The organism is Cellvibrionales bacterium (assembly GCA_016713115.1).
In the GTDB taxonomy this organism is placed as follows: domain Bacteria; phylum Pseudomonadota; class Gammaproteobacteria; order Pseudomonadales; family UBA7239; genus UBA7239.
On sequence record JADJPU010000001.1, the window covers coordinates 314,244 to 332,262 of the forward strand.

Consider the following 18,019-nt stretch of genomic DNA (forward strand, 5'->3'; position numbering starts at 1 on the left):
GCTTTATTTACCGCTATCACCATGGATAAAACTTACCAACCCAACGCCATTGAAGCCCGCTGGTACGCCGAGTGGGAGCAGCAGGGCTACTTCAAACCCGCTGGCGCAGGCAAGCCCTACACCATCATGATTCCGCCGCCGAATGTCACCGGCAGCCTGCACATGGGGCACGGCTTCAACAACTCGGTAATGGACACCCTCACCCGCTACCACCGCATGCTGGGGCACAACACGCTGTGGCAGCCGGGCATGGACCACGCCGGTATCGCGACACAAATGGTAGTGGAGCGCCAACTCGCCGCACAAAACATCACGCGCCACGATCTCGGTCGCGAAAAATTTCTAGAAAAAGTGTGGGAGTGGAAAGCAGAAAGCGGCGGCACAATTACGCAACAAATTCGCAGACTTGGTTCATCCGTAGATTGGTCGCGCGAATGCTTCACCATGGATGAAGGTTTATCCGAAGCAGTGCAAGAAGCCTTTGTGCGTTTGCATGAAGATGGCTTTGATTTATCGCGGCAAACGCTTGGTGAATTGGGATCCAAAACTGCACACCGCGATTTCAGATTTGGAAGTGCTCAGCGAAGAAGAAAACGGCTCTCTGTGGCATTTGCGCTATCCCGTCGATGGCAGCAGCGATGTGTTAGTCGTTGCCACCACGCGCCCAGAAACTATGCTCGGTGATTCTGCGGTAGCCGTACACCCAGAAGATGAACGCTATCAACATCTAATTGGAAAACAAGTCACACTACCCATCACTGGTCGCTTGGTGCCAATCATCGCCGATGATTATGTCGATAAAGAATTTGGCACCGGCGTTGTCAAAATCACACCCGCGCACGACTTCAATGACTACGAAGTCGGCAAGCGTCACAACTTACCGCTGTTCAATATTTTTGATCGCGATGCCGCTATTGCTGCTGCCGATCTCGGCATTCCCGACGACTATCAAGGACTGGATCGTTTTGCCGCTCGCAAAAAAATTGTTGCGCAAGCAGAAGCGGAAGGTTGGTTAGAAAAAATTGAGCCGCATAATTTAAAAGTGCCACGCGGTGATCGCTCTGGCGTGGTAATTGAACCGTGGCTCACCGATCAATGGTATGTCTCCACCCAACCACTGGCCAAAGAAGCGATAGCTGCGGTGGAGAACGGTCACATCCAATTCGTACCCAAGCAATACGAAAACATGTATTTCTCGTGGATGCGCGATATTCAAGATTGGTGCATCTCGCGTCAGTTATGGTGGGGACATCGCATTCCTGCGTGGTATGACGAGAACGGCAATGTTTATGTCGGCCGCAATGAACAGGAAGTGCGCAGCAAACATGCGCTCGGCAACGATGTGGTTTTGCGTCAGGACGAAGATGTACTCGACACTTGGTTTTCTTCAGCGCTGTGGACTTTTTCTACACTGGGCTGGCCGCAACAAACACCCGAGTTAAAAACATTCCACCCGACCGATGTTTTAGTGACGGGGTTTGACATTATTTTCTTCTGGGTAGCCAGAATGATAATGATGAGCACGCACTTCATGAAAATGAAGACGGCACGCCGCAGATGCCGTTCAAGACCGTGTATGTCCACGGCCTAGTGCGCGACGCGCAAGGCCAGAAAATGTCGAAATCCAAAGGCAATGTCATAGACCCTATCGACTTGATCGACGGCATTGATTTGGAAGCGCTGGTTGCCAAACGCACTGCCGGCATGATGCAGCCGCAGATGGCAGAAAAAATCGCCAAAGCAACGCGCAAGGAATTTCCAGACGGCCTCAACGCCTACGGCACTGATGCGCTGCGCTTCACTTTCTTGTCGTTAGCATCCACCGGACGCGACATTAAGTTTGATGTGGGGCGCATCGAAGGTTTCCGCAATTTCTGCAACAAAATCTGGAATGCTTCGCGCTATGTGTTGATGAACTGCGAAGAGCAGGATTGCGGACAAGACGGCGCTACCGATTACGAACTTTCTCTCGCTGACCGCTGGATTATTTCGCGCTTGCAACAGGCGGAAAAAGCAGTCGCTGAAGCCATCGCGCAATACCGTTTTGATTTGGCTACGCAAGCCGTGTACGAGTTTTTCTGGAACGAGTATTGCGATTGGTACTTGGAATTATCCAAACCCGTTTTGAACGATACCAATGCTACTGCCGCACAGAAAACCGGCACGCGCCGCACACTGATTCGCGTACTGGAAGCCAGTTTGCGCTTGATGCACCCGATGATGCCGTTCATCACCGAAGAAATTTGGCAGCGTGTTAAAGCGCTCGCTGGCGCAGCAGGTGACAGCATTATGTTGGCGCGCTACCCGCAATTCGACACCAAAAAAACCGATGCGCAAGCCGAAGCAGATATTACTTGGCTGCAACAAGTGATTCTCGGCATTCGCAATATCCGTGGTGAAATGAATATCCCACCAGGCAAACCGCTGCCCGTTTTATTGCGCAACGGCGACGACAGCGACCGCACACGACTCACCGCCTATCCATTATTTCTGATGAAGCTCGCCAATATCGCCAGCATTGACTGGCTCACCGCTAATGCCACAGCACCGCTGGCAGCAACAGCACTGGTCGGCAGCTTGGAAATTCTCATCCCCATGAGCGACTTGATCGACAAAAATGCAGAACTCGCGCGCCTGCAAAAAGAAATCGACAAGCTGCAAAAAGATTGTGAGCGCCAGCAGAGCAAATTATCCAATGACAGCTTTGTCGCCAAAGCTCCGCCGGATGTGATTGCCAAAGAGCGGGAAAAATTAGCTGACAATGAGCGCGCTTTACAAAAACTGCGCGAACAACAGGACGCCATACGCGTCTTGTAATGACAAAACTATGCTGCGCCAACTAGCTCTGCCGACACTTTACGCATTCTGGTTGGTGCTTGGTTTTTTTGTTTACGGTTCTACTGGCCACGACGATTCACACATCAACTTCTGGAATGTGCATACCCTGCTCACGCAAGGCGAGTTGGTAAATTACAACGGTGAGCGCGTCGAACAAACCACGAGCCTGCTACAGGATTTCATCACCGCAGCATTGGTTTTCATCACCAAAGGCAGCATCGTCACTACAGGCTATCTCGTTGATATAGCAGCCGCCTTCAGCTGCGCCGTACTCACCACCATCATCGCAAGGCAATACGCACCGACACTTACCGCTTACGCCGGCACACTACTATTCAGCAGTGCTAGTTTTTTATTGTGGTCATTTGGCGGCATGGGTGAACCATTAACTGCCCTATGCTTGTTGCTTGGGATTTTTTGTTGGTGGCGCTGGCTAGTTTTAGGTAAATATTTTTGGCAAATATTATGCGTCACGCTCGCACTGGTTTTAGTGCGCCCAGAAATACCCGTTGTTATTACAGCCATTACATCAGCTCTAGTTATTGTTTGTTGTCGCCAAGCCGAACAATGCAAACGCGCATGGATTTTGTTTGCCGTGACCCTCAGCGCAGCTTGTGCGTTGTTTGCATGGCAGCAGTGGTATTTTAATTCTTGGTTGCCGCTGCCTGCCGTTGCCAAGCAAGGCGGTGTATTTAGCGAACAACTGCAGCGCGGCACTTATTACATGATATTTGGTGGCGTACTCAACCCTATCACTATATTCGTATTGCTACTGTCTGCCCCAATGCTTTTTTTTCTCGCAAAATCTTGGTGTAAAAAGACACTACAGCCGCTCGATTTTCTACAAGCCATTCTACTTTGCAGCTTTCTAGCCTACGCAGGATTTATTTGGACAGCCGGCGGTGACTGGATGCAAGCATCGCGCTTTTTTGTGCCTATTATTCCTCTCGCCGCCTTATTGATATTGCATGCCGTACAAAAAATACCCTACCGCGCTTTAACTCATGCAATTCTGCTGCTTTTGATTATTGGGCAATTTCTTTTACAACTGCCGGTAATTACGCAACAATCTCACGGCATTCCTGCATGGATACAAACGCACATTAAGCCAGAACACGATGCGCGCTACGGTGTATTTGAACAGCTCAATCAGGAGCATGTGCGCGACATGGCCGTGATTGATCACCTGGCAGAAGTTATCCCGCCTCTACACCAACAGCTAAATCGACCAATCGTTTTCATGTCGGGACAAGCTGGCATGGTGTTTTACTACACCGCACAAAAGTTTTATGGGCAGGTTGTTTTTCGTGACTTGCGTGGCTTGGTGGAAAGCAGCTTAACGCTATGTCCAGAACTACGCGGCATTCCTCGCGCGCCACAAGGTTTATTTTGGGGGTACCGCGACTTTTTTAATCATCTTCCTGTATTGCAACAAGCTTGTGGCGTTGTCGCACCTGACATTATTTACGACCTAAATGACATGACACAAAAACTCGGCAAAACACTAGAACCTTATGGCTACACGCTTATTCATCGAGAAGGCGGCTTTCCTGTATCAAACGCAACAGCGCTACCTTACAACCGACTTCTCACGCCCAATATGATTTTTTTGCGCAACGACTTGCTACCTCTGCTCAACAACCCTGCGTTACGCATCATCAACTACAAAGATCTTCCGCCTGTGTACCGCTGGCCGCTCAACCATGTTCGGTAGAATATTTTTTTTTTCGTGCATTGTATTATTGGTTGGCTGCGCTCACCGCATAGAAAATGCATCAGAAAAACAACAACGCACAAACCATTTGCGCTCAGAATTACAGCAGCTAGCGCCAGACAGCACACCACAAGCAGCGCAGCAGTTAGCGGAAACTGCTGTCAATACGGCTAGCCAGTTACGCGAAGATTACGATGTCGCGCTCGCGCCCTGGCTGCACAACATTGAAGTGAACTCCGGCACCAAACAGCGCGGGCTGTGCTACCAATACGCCAAAGATCTTTCTGTAGCTGTACAACCTGCACTGGCACCGTATTGGCAGATGTATCGCGTGCAAGCCAGACCCAAACAAATCCTGGAACACAATGCCATTGTTATTGTCGGCAAAGATCAGCCATGGCAGAGCGGCATTGTGCTAGACGCTTGGCGCAACGCTGGCGTGTTGTATTTTGGCGCAGCGACCAAAGACAAATACTCTTGGCAACTCAAGCCACCAAAAAAATAAGCCCATAAAAAAACCCGCCGAAGCGGGTTTGTGTTTTCTAACAACCGCCCGCTCTCATGGTTTTACAAAACCACTTCCTGCACATGCGTCACTTTGATCGCTTTCACTTTCTCTGCCGCGTGCTGGAACGATTCAATTTCATTGAAGTTCAGGTAGCGATAAATTTCCGCACCCATCGTGTTCAGCTTACCCGCATACTCCAAGTATTCCGCTGGTGTTGGCAATTTGCCAACCACCGCTGACACTGCCGCCAGCTCTGCCGAGCCCAAAAACACATTGGTGTTATCGCCCAAACGGTTCGGGAAATTGCGCGTAGAAGTTGAAATTACAGTAGAGCCAGGGCGCACGCGTGCTTGGTTGCCCATGCACAACGAACAGCCCGGCATTTCTGTGCGCGCACCACTGGCACCAAAAATACCGTAGTAGCCTTCTTCTTTGAGCTGGAACTCATCCATGCGCGTCGGCGGTGCAATCCACAGCGTGGTGGGCAATGAACCGTCTTTCACATTCGACAACAATTTACCCGCCGCACGGTAGTGACCGATGTTGGTCATACAAGAACCGATAAACACTTCGTCGATTTTTGTGTTCTGCACATCGCTGAGTTTTTTCACATCGTCGGGATCGTTCGGGCAAGCCAACAGCGGCTCTTTGATGTTGTTCAAATCAATATCGATAATTTCTGCGTACTCGGCATCTTTATCTGCTTCCATCAATTGCGGATTCGCCAGCCACGCTTCCATCGCTTTGGCGCGATGCTCCAGCGTGCGCGCATCGCCGTAACCTTCTTTAATCATCCAACGCAGCATGGTGATGTTAGAAGTTAAGTATTCGATGATCGGCTCTTTATCCAATTTGATGGTGCAGCCTGCGGCAGAACGCTCAGCGGATGCATCAGAAATTTCAAACGCCTGCTCCACTTTCAATTTCGGCAAGCCTTCAATTTCCAGAATGCGACCAGAGAAAATGTTTTTCTTGCCTTTTTTCTCAACGGTCAACAATCCTTTTTGAATCGCCGCGTAAGGAATAGCATTTACCAAATCACGCAAGGTAATGCCGGGCTGCATTTCACCTTTGAAGCGCACCAAAACGGATTCCGGCATATCCAAAGGCATAACGCCTGTTGCCGCCGCAAACGCCACCAAACCCGAACCAGCTGGGAAAGAAATACCAATCGGAAAGCGCGTGTGCGAATCACCGCCGGTGCCGACGGTGTCTGGCATCAGCATGCGGTTGAGCCATGAATGGATAATGCCGTCGCCCGGACGCAGCGCAACACCGCCGCGCGTCATGATGAAATCAGGCAGTGTGTGGTGTGTTTCTACATCAACCGGCTTGGGATACGCCGCAGTGTGACAGAAAGATTGCATCACCAAATCCGCAGAAAAACCCAAGCACGCCAAATCTTTTAATTCGTCGCGCGTCATCGGACCGGTAGTGTCTTGCGAGCCAACGGTGGTCATTTTTGGTTCGCAATAAGTGCCGGGGCGCACGCCTTTCACGCCGCAGGCTTTGCCCACCATTTTTTGTGCCAGTGTGAAACCTTTTGTGCTATCAGCCGGTGGATGCGGACGACGGAAAGTAGCAGAAGGCTCCAAGCCGAGTTCTGCACGCGCTTTGTCAGTTAAGCCGCGACCGATAATCAAATTGATACGGCCACCGGCGCGCACTTCATCTAACAACACATCAGTTTTTAAACTAAAATCGGCCAGCACTTCACCGTTTTGATTAGTAATTTTTCCTTCATACGGTTTGATGACGATCACATCACCCATATTAAGTTTTGATACATCGCATTCAAACGGCAGCGCGCCAGCATCTTCCATGGTGTTGAAGAAAATCGGTGCAATTTTTCCGCCGATGCAAATACCGCCGTAGCGTTTATTTGGCACAAACGGAATATCGTCACCGGTGTACCAAATCACCGAATTAGTGGCTGATTTGCGCGAAGAACCAGTGCCAACCACATCGCCCACGAACGCAACCGGATGGCCTTTTTGCTTCAGTTCGTTGATCTGCTGTTCTGTGTTGGTGATGCCTTCGCGCGGATTTTTGTACATCGCTTTGGCGTGCAGAGGGATATCAGGGCGGCTCCACGCATCCGGTGCTGGCGACAAATCATCGGTATTGGTTTCGCCGGTTACTTTAAACACGGTTGCAGTAATTTGTTGCGGTACTTCGGGGCGCGAAGTAAACCACTCAGCATCCGCCCAGCTTTGCATTACAGCTTTGGCTTGCGCATTGCCAGATTTCGCTTTTTCAGCCACATCGCGGAAAGCATCAAACATCAGCAAAGTGTTTTTCAACTCAGCGGCGGCTGCTTCTGCCAGCTCGGCGTTATCCAACAACTGCACCAGCGTGGTGATGTTGTAACCGCCCAACATGGTGCCCAGCAATTTCACGGCGTGCTTTTTATCAATCAACGGCGAGCTGGCTTCACCTTTCACAATCGCCGTCAAAAAACCGGCTTTGACATAGGCCGCAGGGTCAACGCCGGCCGGCACGCGATGCGTCATCAACTCCAACAAAAACTGCTCTTCGCCTTTGGGAGGATTCTTCAGGAGATCAATCAACCCAGACACCTGCTCGGCAGACAATGGCTTAGGCACAACGCCCTCAGCAGCGCGTTCTTCGACATGTTTACGATAGGCTTCAAGCACGGTGGATACCTCACAGAAAAAACAGGGATGGACGGCGGCAAGCCCGTCCGACGGGCGCGTATTGTAAGAAATGGCGCCAGCGAGGGAAAGGACGAAACCAATGCGCGACTGTACGAATTGGCAGGGGCTGCTCTTTACTGATCGCGGCAAAGTGCCGCTCCTACAAAACAATGCGCCTTTCTGTAGGAGCGCCACCTTGGCGCGACCAATTGACAAGGGCGCAGCCAGCAGCGCCCCCTACTACGTTACTCGTACCGCAGCGCCACCCCTGTTTGCCTGTCTCCTGCTAGAATCAGCGGCTTTCCGATTTCCGCATTGCCAGAGGACGCCTGCATGACCACGCCAACATTCAATATCGCCGACTTGTACGAAATGGTGGCGGATACCGTGCCAGACCGCGAAGCGCTGGTGTGCGGCAACTCGCGCGTGACCTTCGCTCAACTGGACGAGCGCGCCAACCGTTTTGCGCATTTCCTGCAAGGCCAAGGCATCAAAGCCGGTGATCACATTGGCCTCTACATGTACAACTGCGCTGAATACATGGAAGCCATGTTGGCCTGCTTCAAAATTCGCGCCGTTCCCGTGAACGTGAACTATCGCTATGTTAAAGATGAATTGCTTTATATTTTTGATAACTCGGACATGGTGGCGTGCATTCATCACCGTGAATTTACACCCGCGATTGCTGAAGTGCGCCAAGCCGCCCCTGGCTTGAAATTGTTTGTCGCTGTGGAAGATGGCACGCATCACGATTTGGGCAGCATCGGTTCGTTTGAATACGAAGCGGCCGTGCACCAAGGTTCTTCCGCGCGCGATTTTGCACAACGCGCCGGCGACGACTTATTCATTCTCTACACCGGCGGCACCACCGGCATGCCCAAAGGCGTGATGTGGCCACACGAAAATGTTTTCTTTGCAGCGATGGGTGGCGGCGGCCACTTCAGCCCGCACGGCAAATGCGAAAAACCGGAAGACATCAAAACGCGCATCACTGAATTTCCGCTGTGTGGTATTGCGCTTGCACCACTGATGCACGGTGCTTCTTGGTGGTACGCGTGCATCCAATTATTGGCGGGCAACAAATTGGTATTGAACCATCACCGCTCATTTAACGGCGCGCAAGTGTGGGATATTGTCGAGCGCGAAAAATGCAACGCCGTACAAATTGTTGGCGATGCCATGGCGATTCCTCTTTTGGATACACTGGAAGAAAACGCCGGCCAGTGGGATCTATCCAGCGTGTTCAATGTGGGTTCGGGCGGCGCAGTATTTTCTGAAGCCAAGCAAAATGATTTCAAAAGACATTTTCCGAATTGCTTCATCACTAACGCATTTGGCTCTTCTGAATCCGGTCAAATGGGCATGGACGGCGGCAACAAAAAATCCGAAGGCGGTTTGGGCAATGTGGCCAAAAGTGATTTCATGGATGTCATCATCGACACCGAAACACCGATGCGCCACGCCAAGCCCGGTGAAGTGGGTATTTTCTCTCGCGCGGGTCACATTCCTGCCGGTTACTACAATGACCCCGTGAAAACCGACAAAACCTTTGTGATGGTGGATGGCAAACGCTGGTTGCTGACAGGTGATGCAGCAAAATTGGAAGACGACAATTCGATTTCTGTTTTTGGTCGCGGCAGCAACTGCATCAACTCCGGCGGCGAGAAAATCTTCCCCGAAGAAGTCGAGCAGGCATTGAAAGCACATCCAGATATTTTTGATGCGCTGGTTGTCGCCACACCAGACCCGCGCTTTGGCAGCAAAGTAACCGCCGTGGTTTCTGTGCGCGACAACAGAAAACTGACGCTGGCCGATGTGCAAGAAAAAGCGCGTCAGCATATTGCCGGTTACAAAGTGCCGCGCGAACTACACATCGCTAGCGAAGTAGCGCGCTCGCCATCCGGCAAGCCTGATTACAAATGGGCAAAAGATTACGCGCTGTCCAACACTGGTCTGGTGCAATAAAACCATCTTCATCTACGCAAATAAAAAGCCGGAGCAAAAACTCCGGCTTTTTTATTTTTACTACCGCATCAATCTCGGCGCTAGTCAGGCAACATAAACGGCCCTTTACTGGACACAGGAAGCCCGTAGTCTTGATCGTAATCCACTTTGACGAGATACAAGGCTTGGGGCGCTTCAGTTTTTCCTGCCTGCTTGCGATCGCGCAGTGCCAGCACATCGCGCACCCACTCCAGTTTTTTATAGCCCAAACCCACCGGCAGGATTAAGCCCATTAAATTGCGCACCATGTGATGCAAAAAAGCATTGCCGCGCAATTCGGCAATCACCCAGTCATTAACGCAAGAAAATTCAAACTGATGCAGAGTGCGCACAGGGCTTTTTGCTTGGCAACTCGACCCACGCACGGAAGAAAAATCGTGCTCGCCCAAACAAAAATTTGCCGCGTGCTGCATGGCGACAATATCCAGTGGTTTACGCACCCACAAACACTGCCCTGCTGCAATTGCAGGCTGCGCTGAGGTATTGGCAATCAAGTAGCGATAGGTGCGCGCACGCGCAGAAAAGCGCGCATGAAATGTCGCTGGCACAGGGCGCGCCCAGCGCACGCGAATATCCGCTGGCAGTTGCGAGTTCACGCCCATCACCCACGCCTTTTCGTCGCGCTGCGCAGCGGCATCAAAATGCACGATTTGATTGGTGGCATGTACGCCGGCATCGGTTCTGCCCGCGCACACTACCGTGATAGGTTCCGCTGCCACAAAGCTCAGTGCTTGCTCTAACGCTGCTTGTACGGTCGGCTCTGATCGACCCGCTAAACGCTGCCAGCCGTGGTAGCGACTACCGCAATACTCTACCGCCAGTGCAAAACGAGAAATGCCCGGGGGAAGACTCCCTCCGGGCATAATCTCAGCGTTACGGTGATACTCAGATGCTATCAAGCAGCGCCTGTGCTTCGCGTTTTTGATCGTCCCTGCCTTCGTCCAGAACTTCGGCAAGAATATCGCGCGCGCCTTCCTTATCACCCATGTCGATATAAGCGCGTGCCAAATCCAATTTGGTAGCCGATTCATCTGCGTCGGACAAAAAACCCAGCTCCTCGTCAATTTCACCGGCGTCTGCTGTTACGGCACCCAACATTGCCGTGCTTTCAGCATCTAACTCCTGTGCAGCAGGTGTGATATCGGTGAGATCAAGCTCCGGCTCTGGTTCAGCAGCAGGCGCGGTGAGATCCAGATCGAAATCCAAATCAAAGGCGCCATCTTCCGCTACATGAGCGTCCTCGACGACAGCCTCAGGCTGCGCCATATCCACTGTCTGCAATTCCGTTACATCTGCAGCGTCATCCAAATCAAAGCTGACATCAAACTGCTCTTCTGGCTGTGCTGCAAAATCCATTTCATCCAAATCAAAGGCCGGTTCTTCCACCAGCTCTTCCACCGGTGCTGCCACGGGTGTTGTTACTGGCGCTTCAGCAACAGGTGACTCAATAACAGCATCCAAATCAAAATCCAGATCAAACTCTGGTTCATCGCTGATACCAGCTTCTGCTGCTGCGGAGGTGACACCGAAGGCAAACGGCGTGTCGGATGCTCCCGGAATGGCAGCACGCAATGTGCCCGCTTTAACGATAGCTTCATCGTCATCGAGATCAATCAGCGCTTTGTACGCAGCGTCAAATCCTGCGAGATTTTTTGCCTCTTTATGCAACTCGAGCAACTTCAAACGATAATCAACGCGCTGCGGCTCTGTATCGATAGCAGACTTCAGCAGCGCCTCGCCTTTGTCGTAATTGCCAAAAGAAATGTAGATATCCGCTTCGCCCAGCACATCGCCCGACTCTGCCTGCAGTGCCGGCTCAGGTGCAACGATGTCCCCAGCTTCATCAGCTAAAGCAACAGGCTGAGCAATTTCATTTCGTGATTCATCAAACGCTTCAGACTCACTCCACTCCGCAGCCTCTTCGTTATCTGTTTCTGCTGCAAATGTGTGCTGCTCCAATTCCTCCTCAGTCGCATCCACCTCCTCAGCATGACGAGTGGCGCGTTTGCGGTAACCGAATAGACCCAACAACATCAAAATTACCGCTGCTGCACCAGCAATAGCAGGATTGCTCTTCAGCTGATCCAATAACGATGGCTCAGGCTGTTGAGGTGCCGGCTTTTGCTCGCTTGATGTTGGCGGCGGCGTTGGTTCCACTGCAACTGGTGGCGCTGGCTCGGCAGGCGCAGGAGTTGGCACAGCAGCAGGCGCTTCAGCGGCTGGCTGCACTGCTGCATCCGGTGCAGGAACTTCTACCGCTGGTTGCGCGGGTGCAACTGGAGCTTCCACTGCAGGCTGAACCGGCGGCTGCTCGGCAGGCTGTGTTGACGCGGCGGCTTGTTGTTGGGCGATGGCATCAGCTTGCGCTTTGGCCGCATCGGCAGCTTGTGCCTCAGCGGCTGCTTTTGCCGCTGCTTCACGCTCGTTTGCCAACCGTAACTGCAGCGCAGCTAACTCGGCACTCTGTAAATGCAGCAGCTGATCAGCGCTGGTTTTTTGCGCGTCAATATCTTTGATGCGCGATGTCGCATCTTGCTGCTCACGCTGTACGCGGTTCAGCTCCTCCATGCCTACCGCCAGCTCATTTTTCAGCGCCGTAATCTCTGTACCAACAGCTTGATCGCCAGAACCTTGAGCGGTTTTAGCACTATCTGCCGTTGCCGGTGCCGGCGTTGCCAACTTGAGCTGCCCTTCTGTTTGCGGCGCGGCCGCTACAACCGGTTGCGTGCGCCCTGTTGCATCCACTTGTGGGCCAGCAGGAGGAGGCAAAGTAGCGCCAGATTTCCACGCCACTTCTTGTTCTTTCATCTTTACCAAGGCATCAGCGCGACCAATGCTGGCAATCTCTTCTGCACTGGGCAGCCGCAATACTTTGCCTGTTTTAAGCAGGTTAGCGTTGTTGCGACTAAATGCTTCAGGGTTCAGGCGCTGAATGGCGAGAATTTTTTGCTGCATGCTGCCGCTGCCACGCACACTGCGAGCAATACGCCACAGTGTGTCATTGGTGCGCGTAGGGCCGTAAGAGCCAGCGGCGGATTCGGCGGCTGGCTTTTCAGCTGCCGGTTGAGGTTGTTCTACTACTGCTGATGGCTGAGGCGCTTGTGCCGGTGCAGACTCTTCAGTTTTTTTTGTCTTGCGTGTCGGCGCAGCCGCTACTGCAGGTTCAACGGGGACAGGCTCGGCCACTGGCTGCTCGACAGGCACCGCCTTTTTCACGCGGTGAACGACTCTGGGTTCTTCTGCTACCGGTGCATCAAAACTGTCTTGTGGGCTTGCATCTGAGTAGGTAGGCAGATCCATCAACAGGGTGTACTCGCGCAGCAGACGACCGCTAGGCCACTGCACTTCTACCAAAAAGTTGAGGAAAGGCTCGCGGATAGGCTGCTGTGTGGTTACCACCACTTTCGGGTTGGACGGGTCATCCAAATCCAAACGAAAGCGCAGACTGTTCAGAAAATACTCGCGGTCTACATTGGCATTCGCAAAATCTTCCGACGACGCAAGGTTCACGATGATCTGATTTTCTGTCAGATCTTTTACCTGCACTAGCTTGATTTCTGCCCGCAGCGGCTCGTTCAGCGCGCTATGTAACTTGATATCGCCCAAACCGATGGCGTAGGCATTGCCGCCTACAGTGATGCCGCCTATCAAGGATGAGAGCGCAACGACAAGTTTACGATCCATAGTAGTGCCCTTTATTTATTATCCGAAGAAACATCGCTTACAACTGGCACACGATTGAGTCGCCTTGGCGGGCACTCTCGATATACCAAGCTTGGGCGACTTTACAGGATAGAAAGCAAAAAAACTAGAATGTGCATTCAATTATCCATGTAACCTACTGGTAAACATGGATTTTTTGATTGTTTTGCGCGCTGAATCACAAATGATGGGGCTATTGCGCCCCACCCCGAAGAGGCATTAGCCCTCAACAATGATTCTCAGCATACGGCGCACAGGCTCGGCCGCACCCCACAGGAGTTGGTCGCCCACGGTAAACGCAGACAAATACTCCTTGCCCATGTTCAGTGTGCGCACGCGACCCACCGGAATACCCAAGGTGCCAGTCACGGCAGTTGGGGTCAGCTCTTTCACGGTCAAGGCTTTGTCATTGGGCACGACTTTCACCCAGTTGTTGGCTGAGGCCAAAATAGCTTCAACCTCAATCGGTGAAACGGATTTTTTCAGCTTGATGGTCATTGCCTGACTGTGGCAGCGCATAGCACCAACGCGCACACACAAGCCGTCAATCGGGATGATGTCTTTACCTTCCAAGCCGAGGATCTTGTTGGTCTCAGCCTGCCCTTTCCACTCTTCGCGGCTCTGACCGTTATCCAACTGCGTGTCTATCCACGGAATCAAGCTGCCCGCCAGCGGCGCACCAAACAGCTGTGCGGGAAACTCGGCCGAGCGCATCGTGGCGATTGCCTTGCGATCAATGTCTAAAATCGCCGCCGCAGGATCGGCCAATTCATTGGCTACGGTATTGCCCAACACCTGCATCTGTTTCAACAGTTCGCGCATATTCTGCGCGCCCGCGCCGGAAGCCGCTTGATAGGTCATGGACGATACCCACTCAATCAAGCCTTCGCGGAACAAACCGCCCAGCGCCATCAACATCAAGCTCACCGTGCAGTTGCCACCGACAAACTTGCGCTGACCGTGATCCAGCGCGCGCTCAATCACGCTATTGTTCACCGGATCCAACACAATCACGGCGTCGGGATCCATACGCAGCGCCGAGGCCGCATCAATCCAATAACCTTTCCAGCCCACTGCTTCCAGCTTCGGAAAAATAGCTTTGGTGTAGTCGCCGCCTTGGCAAGTGACGATCACATCCATCGCTTTCAAGGCTTCGATGTTATTGGCATCCAGCAGTGCATCAACAGGCTTACCAATTGCAGGTCCGGGCTGACCCAGCTGCGAAGTGGTAAAAAAATAAGGATGAATATCGGCAAAATCACCTTCTTCCTGCATGCGTTGCATCAGCACCGAGCCCACCATGCCACGCCAACCGACAAACCCTACTTTGTTCATGCCATCACCACTTCAAAAAGTTCGTTGCTCATTTTAGTTTATGCGAGCGCTTTCACGACAGCTTCACCCATCGTGCGCGTGTCCACTTTCTGCATGCCCGCGCTCAGGATGTCACCCGTGCGCAGACCTTGATCCAACACTTTGCCCACAGCCACTTCAATAGCATCGGCCGCTGCCGGTGCCGCCAAGGAATAACGCAACATCATCGCCACCGACAAAATTGTCGCCAGCGGATTGGCGACACCTTGCCCCGCAATATCCGGCGCCGAACCGTGGCAGGGCTCGTACAAACCTTTGCCATTCACATCGAGCGAAGCGGATGGCAGCATGCCGATAGAACCGGTCAACATCGCCGCTTCGTCGGACAAAATATCGCCAAACATATTGCCCGTCACCATCACATCAAACTGCTTCGGCGCGCGCACCAACTGCATTGCGGCGTTATCCACATACATGTGCGACAACTGCACATCGGGATAGTTCTTCGCCAAACGCTCCATCACTTCGCGCCACAATACCGTCACTTCCAACACATTCGCTTTATCGATAGAACACAGTTTTTTATCGCGTTTGCGCGCCAACTCAAACGCCAATTTTCCGATGCGTTCGATTTCACTCTCGCGATACACCGCCGAGTTGTAACCTTCGCGCTCACCATTTTCTAAAACACGCACACCGCGCGGCGCACCAAAATACAAACCGCCGGTTAATTCACGCACGATCAAAATATCCAAGCCGGCAACGATTTCTGGTTTCAACGAAGAAGCTTCAGCCAACTGTGGATACAAAATTGCCGGACGCAAATTGCCGAACAAGCCGAGCTTTGAGCGAATTGCCAACAAACCTTTTTCGGGACGGATTGCTGTATCTAATTGATCCCACTTTGGCCCGCCGACTGCGCCCAACAAAATTGCATCCGCTTGCACTGCTTGCTCGTGCGTGACATCCGGATACGGCACACCGTGTGCGTCTATCGCCGCGCCGCCCAACACACCGTTTTCGCACTGCAAATTCAGCGCAAACTTTTGATTGACGACATCCAGTACCGCCACGGCTTGTTCAATAATTTCTGGGCCAATGCCATCGCCGGGCAGAATTAATACTTTCTTACTCATAATTTTCTCTTTTCACTCTGCAAAACACCTCCCCTGACAAGGGGAGGCAGGGAGGGGTTCACCAACGCCCAAACAACCAAGGCGACGACTGCTTGTATTTCGCTTCAAACGCATGAATCGCATCCGCCTGCTGTAAGGTCAGACCAATATCATCTAAACCATGCAGTAAGCAGTGTTTGCGAAACGCATCCACTTCAAAAGCAAATGCTTTTCCCGACGGCGTGATAACTTGCTGCGCTGGCAGATCAATCGTCAAACGATAGCCTTCCTGCGCATACATTTCATCAAACAACTGGCTCACCACCTCGTGCGGCAACACAATCGGCAACATGCCATTTTTGAAACAGTTGTTGAAAAAAATATCAGCAAAACTCGGCGCGATAATGGCGCGAAAACCGTAATCGTCCAGCGCCCACGGCGCGTGCTCGCGCGAAGAACCGCAACCAAAGTTTTCCCGCGCCAACAAAATCGACGCACCCTGATAGCGCATTTGATTCAGCGGAAACTCTTTGTTCAGCGGGCGCTGGCTGTTATCCATGCCGGGCTGTCCCACATCCAAGTAGCGCAACTCATCAAACAAGTTGGGACCAAAACCGGTGCGGTGAATCGACTTCAAAAATTGTTTCGGAATAATCATGTCGGTATCGACATTCGCGCGATCCATAGGCGCAGCGATGCCTTCATGTTTTTCAAACGGTTTCATGCAGCACCTCCGTTCATCATTTCGCGCACATCGACAAAATGCCCCGCCACTGCAGCGGCAGCCGCCATCGCAGGGCTGACCAAATGCGTGCGACCACCAAAGCCCTGTCGCCCTTCAAAGTTGCGATTGGAGGTGGACGCGCAGTGCTCGCCTTCGCCCAAACGATCCGCATTCATCGCCAAACACATCGAACAGCCTGGCTCACGCCATTCCATGCCCGCCTCGACAAAAATTTTATCGAGACCTTCCGCTTCCGCTTGTTTTTTCACTTGCTGCGAACCAGGAACAATCAACACTTGCTTCACACTTGCCGCCACTTTTCTTCCTTTCGCAATGCTCGCGGCTTCACGCAAATCTTCGATGCGCGAATTGGTGCAAGAACCGATAAATACACGATCCAATTTAATGGAAGTGATCGCTTGATTCGCTTGCAAGCCCATGTAGTGCAACGCGCGTTCATAACCTTCGCGTTTTACTGCATCATTTTCACGCGCAGGATCCGGCACATTTGCATCCACCGGCAACACCATTTCCGGTGAGGTGCCCCAACTCACTTGCGGCTTGATATCTTCGCCGCGCAATTCCACCACGGCATCAAACTGTGCGTCGGCATCGCTGTGTAAATCGCGCCACGCCGCAACAGCCGCGCCCCAATGCTCTGCTTGCGGTGCGTAAGTGCGGCCGCGCACATACTCAATCGTGATGTCATCCACCGCCACCATGCCTGCGCGCGCGCCCGCTTCAATCGCCATATTGCATACGGTCATGCGGCCTTCCATCGACATGGCGCGCATCACTTCGCCGCCAAATTCGATGGCATAACCGGTGCCACCTGCGGTGCCGATTTTGCCAATTACGGCGAGCACCACATCTTTTGCGGTCACACCCACACCCAACTGGCCATCAATTTTTACCAGCATGTTTTTCATTTTCTTCTGAATCAAACACTGCGTTGCCAACACATGTTCCACTTCTGATGTGCCGATGCCGTGTGCCAACGCGCCGAGCGCGCCGTGGGTAGAGGTGTGCGAATCGCCGCACACGATGGTCATGCCAGGCAAAGTGGCGCCTGTTTCAGGGCCGACGACATGCACAATGCCTTGGCGCGCATCGTTAATTTTGAATTCCGTGATGCCGAAACTGTCGCAATTGCTGTCCAGCGTTTGCACTTGGATGCGCGAAGTTTCATCTTCGATGCCCGCCACACCGGCTGCGCGTTCTTTCAATGTGGTTGGCACATTGTGATCAGGCGTCGCGATACTGCCGTCCAAACGCCAAGGCTTGCGCCCCGCCATGCGCAGGCCGTCGAAAGCCTGCGGTGAAGTTACTTCGTGCAGCAATTGGCAATCGATATAAATCAACGCCGTGCCATCATCGCGCTGCTGCACGAGATGCGCATCCCAAAGTTTGTCGTAAAGCGTTTTGGCGGCCACAGTTGCACCT

10 protein-coding genes and 1 pseudogene are annotated in these 18,019 nt (G+C 52.4%); 4 read left to right on the forward strand and 7 right to left on the reverse strand.

The genetic code is table 11. The features are described from left to right. Nucleotides 1-21 precede the first annotated feature (21 nt). The 3 genes and pseudogenes from IPK30_01540 (at nucleotide 22) to IPK30_01550 (ending at nucleotide 5,057) form a co-directional block, all read left to right on the forward strand. A pseudogene (locus IPK30_01540) lies at nucleotides 22-2,817 on the forward strand (valine--tRNA ligase). Between the two features lie 10 nt (nucleotides 2,818-2,827). After that, nucleotides 2,828-4,552, forward strand: coding sequence for a hypothetical protein (locus IPK30_01545; protein ID MBK8102009.1), 1,725 nt, complete (start codon nucleotides 2,828-2,830; stop codon nucleotides 4,550-4,552). Nucleotides 4,553-4,580: 28 nt separating this feature from the next. Beyond that, nucleotides 4,581-5,057, forward strand: coding sequence for a hypothetical protein (locus IPK30_01550; GenBank protein MBK8102010.1), 477 nt, complete (start codon nucleotides 4,581-4,583; stop codon nucleotides 5,055-5,057). Between the two features lie 62 nt (nucleotides 5,058-5,119). On the opposite strand, the gene acnB is transcribed toward IPK30_01550, so the two are convergent. Then, complete coding sequence (gene acnB / locus IPK30_01555) at nucleotides 5,120-7,717, reverse strand: bifunctional aconitate hydratase 2/2-methylisocitrate dehydratase (protein MBK8102011.1); 2,598 nt, start codon at nucleotides 7,715-7,717, stop codon at nucleotides 5,120-5,122. Nucleotides 7,718-8,050: 333 nt separating this feature from the next. Between acnB and IPK30_01560 the strand changes: the two genes are divergently transcribed. Next, nucleotides 8,051-9,682 (forward strand): acyl-CoA synthetase, encoded by a 1,632-nt coding sequence (locus IPK30_01560; GenBank protein MBK8102012.1) that lies wholly within the window; start codon nucleotides 8,051-8,053, stop codon nucleotides 9,680-9,682. Between the two features lie 80 nt (nucleotides 9,683-9,762). On the opposite strand, the gene truA is transcribed toward IPK30_01560, so the two are convergent. The 6 genes from truA to leuC form a co-directional block, all read right to left on the reverse strand. Further along, nucleotides 9,763-10,584 carry a tRNA pseudouridine(38-40) synthase TruA gene (truA, locus tag IPK30_01565; protein ID MBK8102013.1) on the reverse strand — a complete coding sequence of 274 codons (822 nt, stop codon included), beginning with the start codon at nucleotides 10,582-10,584 and terminating at the stop codon, nucleotides 9,763-9,765. Between the two features lie 22 nt (nucleotides 10,585-10,606). Further along, nucleotides 10,607-13,405 carry a hypothetical protein gene (locus IPK30_01570; GenBank protein MBK8102014.1) on the reverse strand — a complete coding sequence of 933 codons (2,799 nt, stop codon included), beginning with the start codon at nucleotides 13,403-13,405 and terminating at the stop codon, nucleotides 10,607-10,609. Between the two features lie 237 nt (nucleotides 13,406-13,642). Further along, a complete protein-coding gene (asd, locus tag IPK30_01575) occupies nucleotides 13,643-14,758 on the reverse strand; it encodes an aspartate-semialdehyde dehydrogenase (GenBank protein MBK8102015.1) in 1,116 nt (371 codons plus the stop codon). Nucleotides 14,759-14,796: 38 nt separating this feature from the next. Then, nucleotides 14,797-15,873, reverse strand: a complete 1,077-nt coding sequence (gene leuB, locus IPK30_01580; GenBank protein MBK8102016.1) for a 3-isopropylmalate dehydrogenase — start codon at nucleotides 15,871-15,873, stop codon at nucleotides 14,797-14,799. 58 nt (nucleotides 15,874-15,931) lie between these two features. Beyond that, nucleotides 15,932-16,576 (reverse strand): 3-isopropylmalate dehydratase small subunit, encoded by a 645-nt coding sequence (gene leuD / locus IPK30_01585; protein ID MBK8102017.1) that lies wholly within the window; start codon nucleotides 16,574-16,576, stop codon nucleotides 15,932-15,934. Next, nucleotides 16,573-18,009 (reverse strand): 3-isopropylmalate dehydratase large subunit, encoded by a 1,437-nt coding sequence (leuC, locus tag IPK30_01590; protein ID MBK8102018.1) that lies wholly within the window; start codon nucleotides 18,007-18,009, stop codon nucleotides 16,573-16,575. Before leuC ends, leuD begins: the two co-directional genes overlap by 4 nt. Nucleotides 18,010-18,019: the final 10 nt, after the last annotated feature.

Coding starts and splice junctions, on each gene's coding strand:
- IPK30_01545 (MBK8102009.1), top strand. CDS start 2,828: ATGCTGCGCCAACTAGCTCTGCCGACACTTTACGCATTCTGGTTGGTG.
- leuD (MBK8102017.1), bottom strand. CDS start 16,576: ATGAAACCGTTTGAAAAACATGAAGGCATCGCTGCGCCTATGGATCGC.
- IPK30_01570 (MBK8102014.1), bottom strand. CDS start 13,405: ATGGATCGTAAACTTGTCGTTGCGCTCTCATCCTTGATAGGCGGCATC.
- leuB (MBK8102016.1), bottom strand. CDS start 15,873: ATGAGTAAGAAAGTATTAATTCTGCCCGGCGATGGCATTGGCCCAGAA.
- truA (MBK8102013.1), bottom strand. CDS start 10,584: ATGCCCGGAGGGAGTCTTCCCCCGGGCATTTCTCGTTTTGCACTGGCG.
- asd (MBK8102015.1), bottom strand. CDS start 14,758: ATGAACAAAGTAGGGTTTGTCGGTTGGCGTGGCATGGTGGGCTCGGTG.
- IPK30_01560 (MBK8102012.1), top strand. CDS start 8,051: ATGACCACGCCAACATTCAATATCGCCGACTTGTACGAAATGGTGGCG.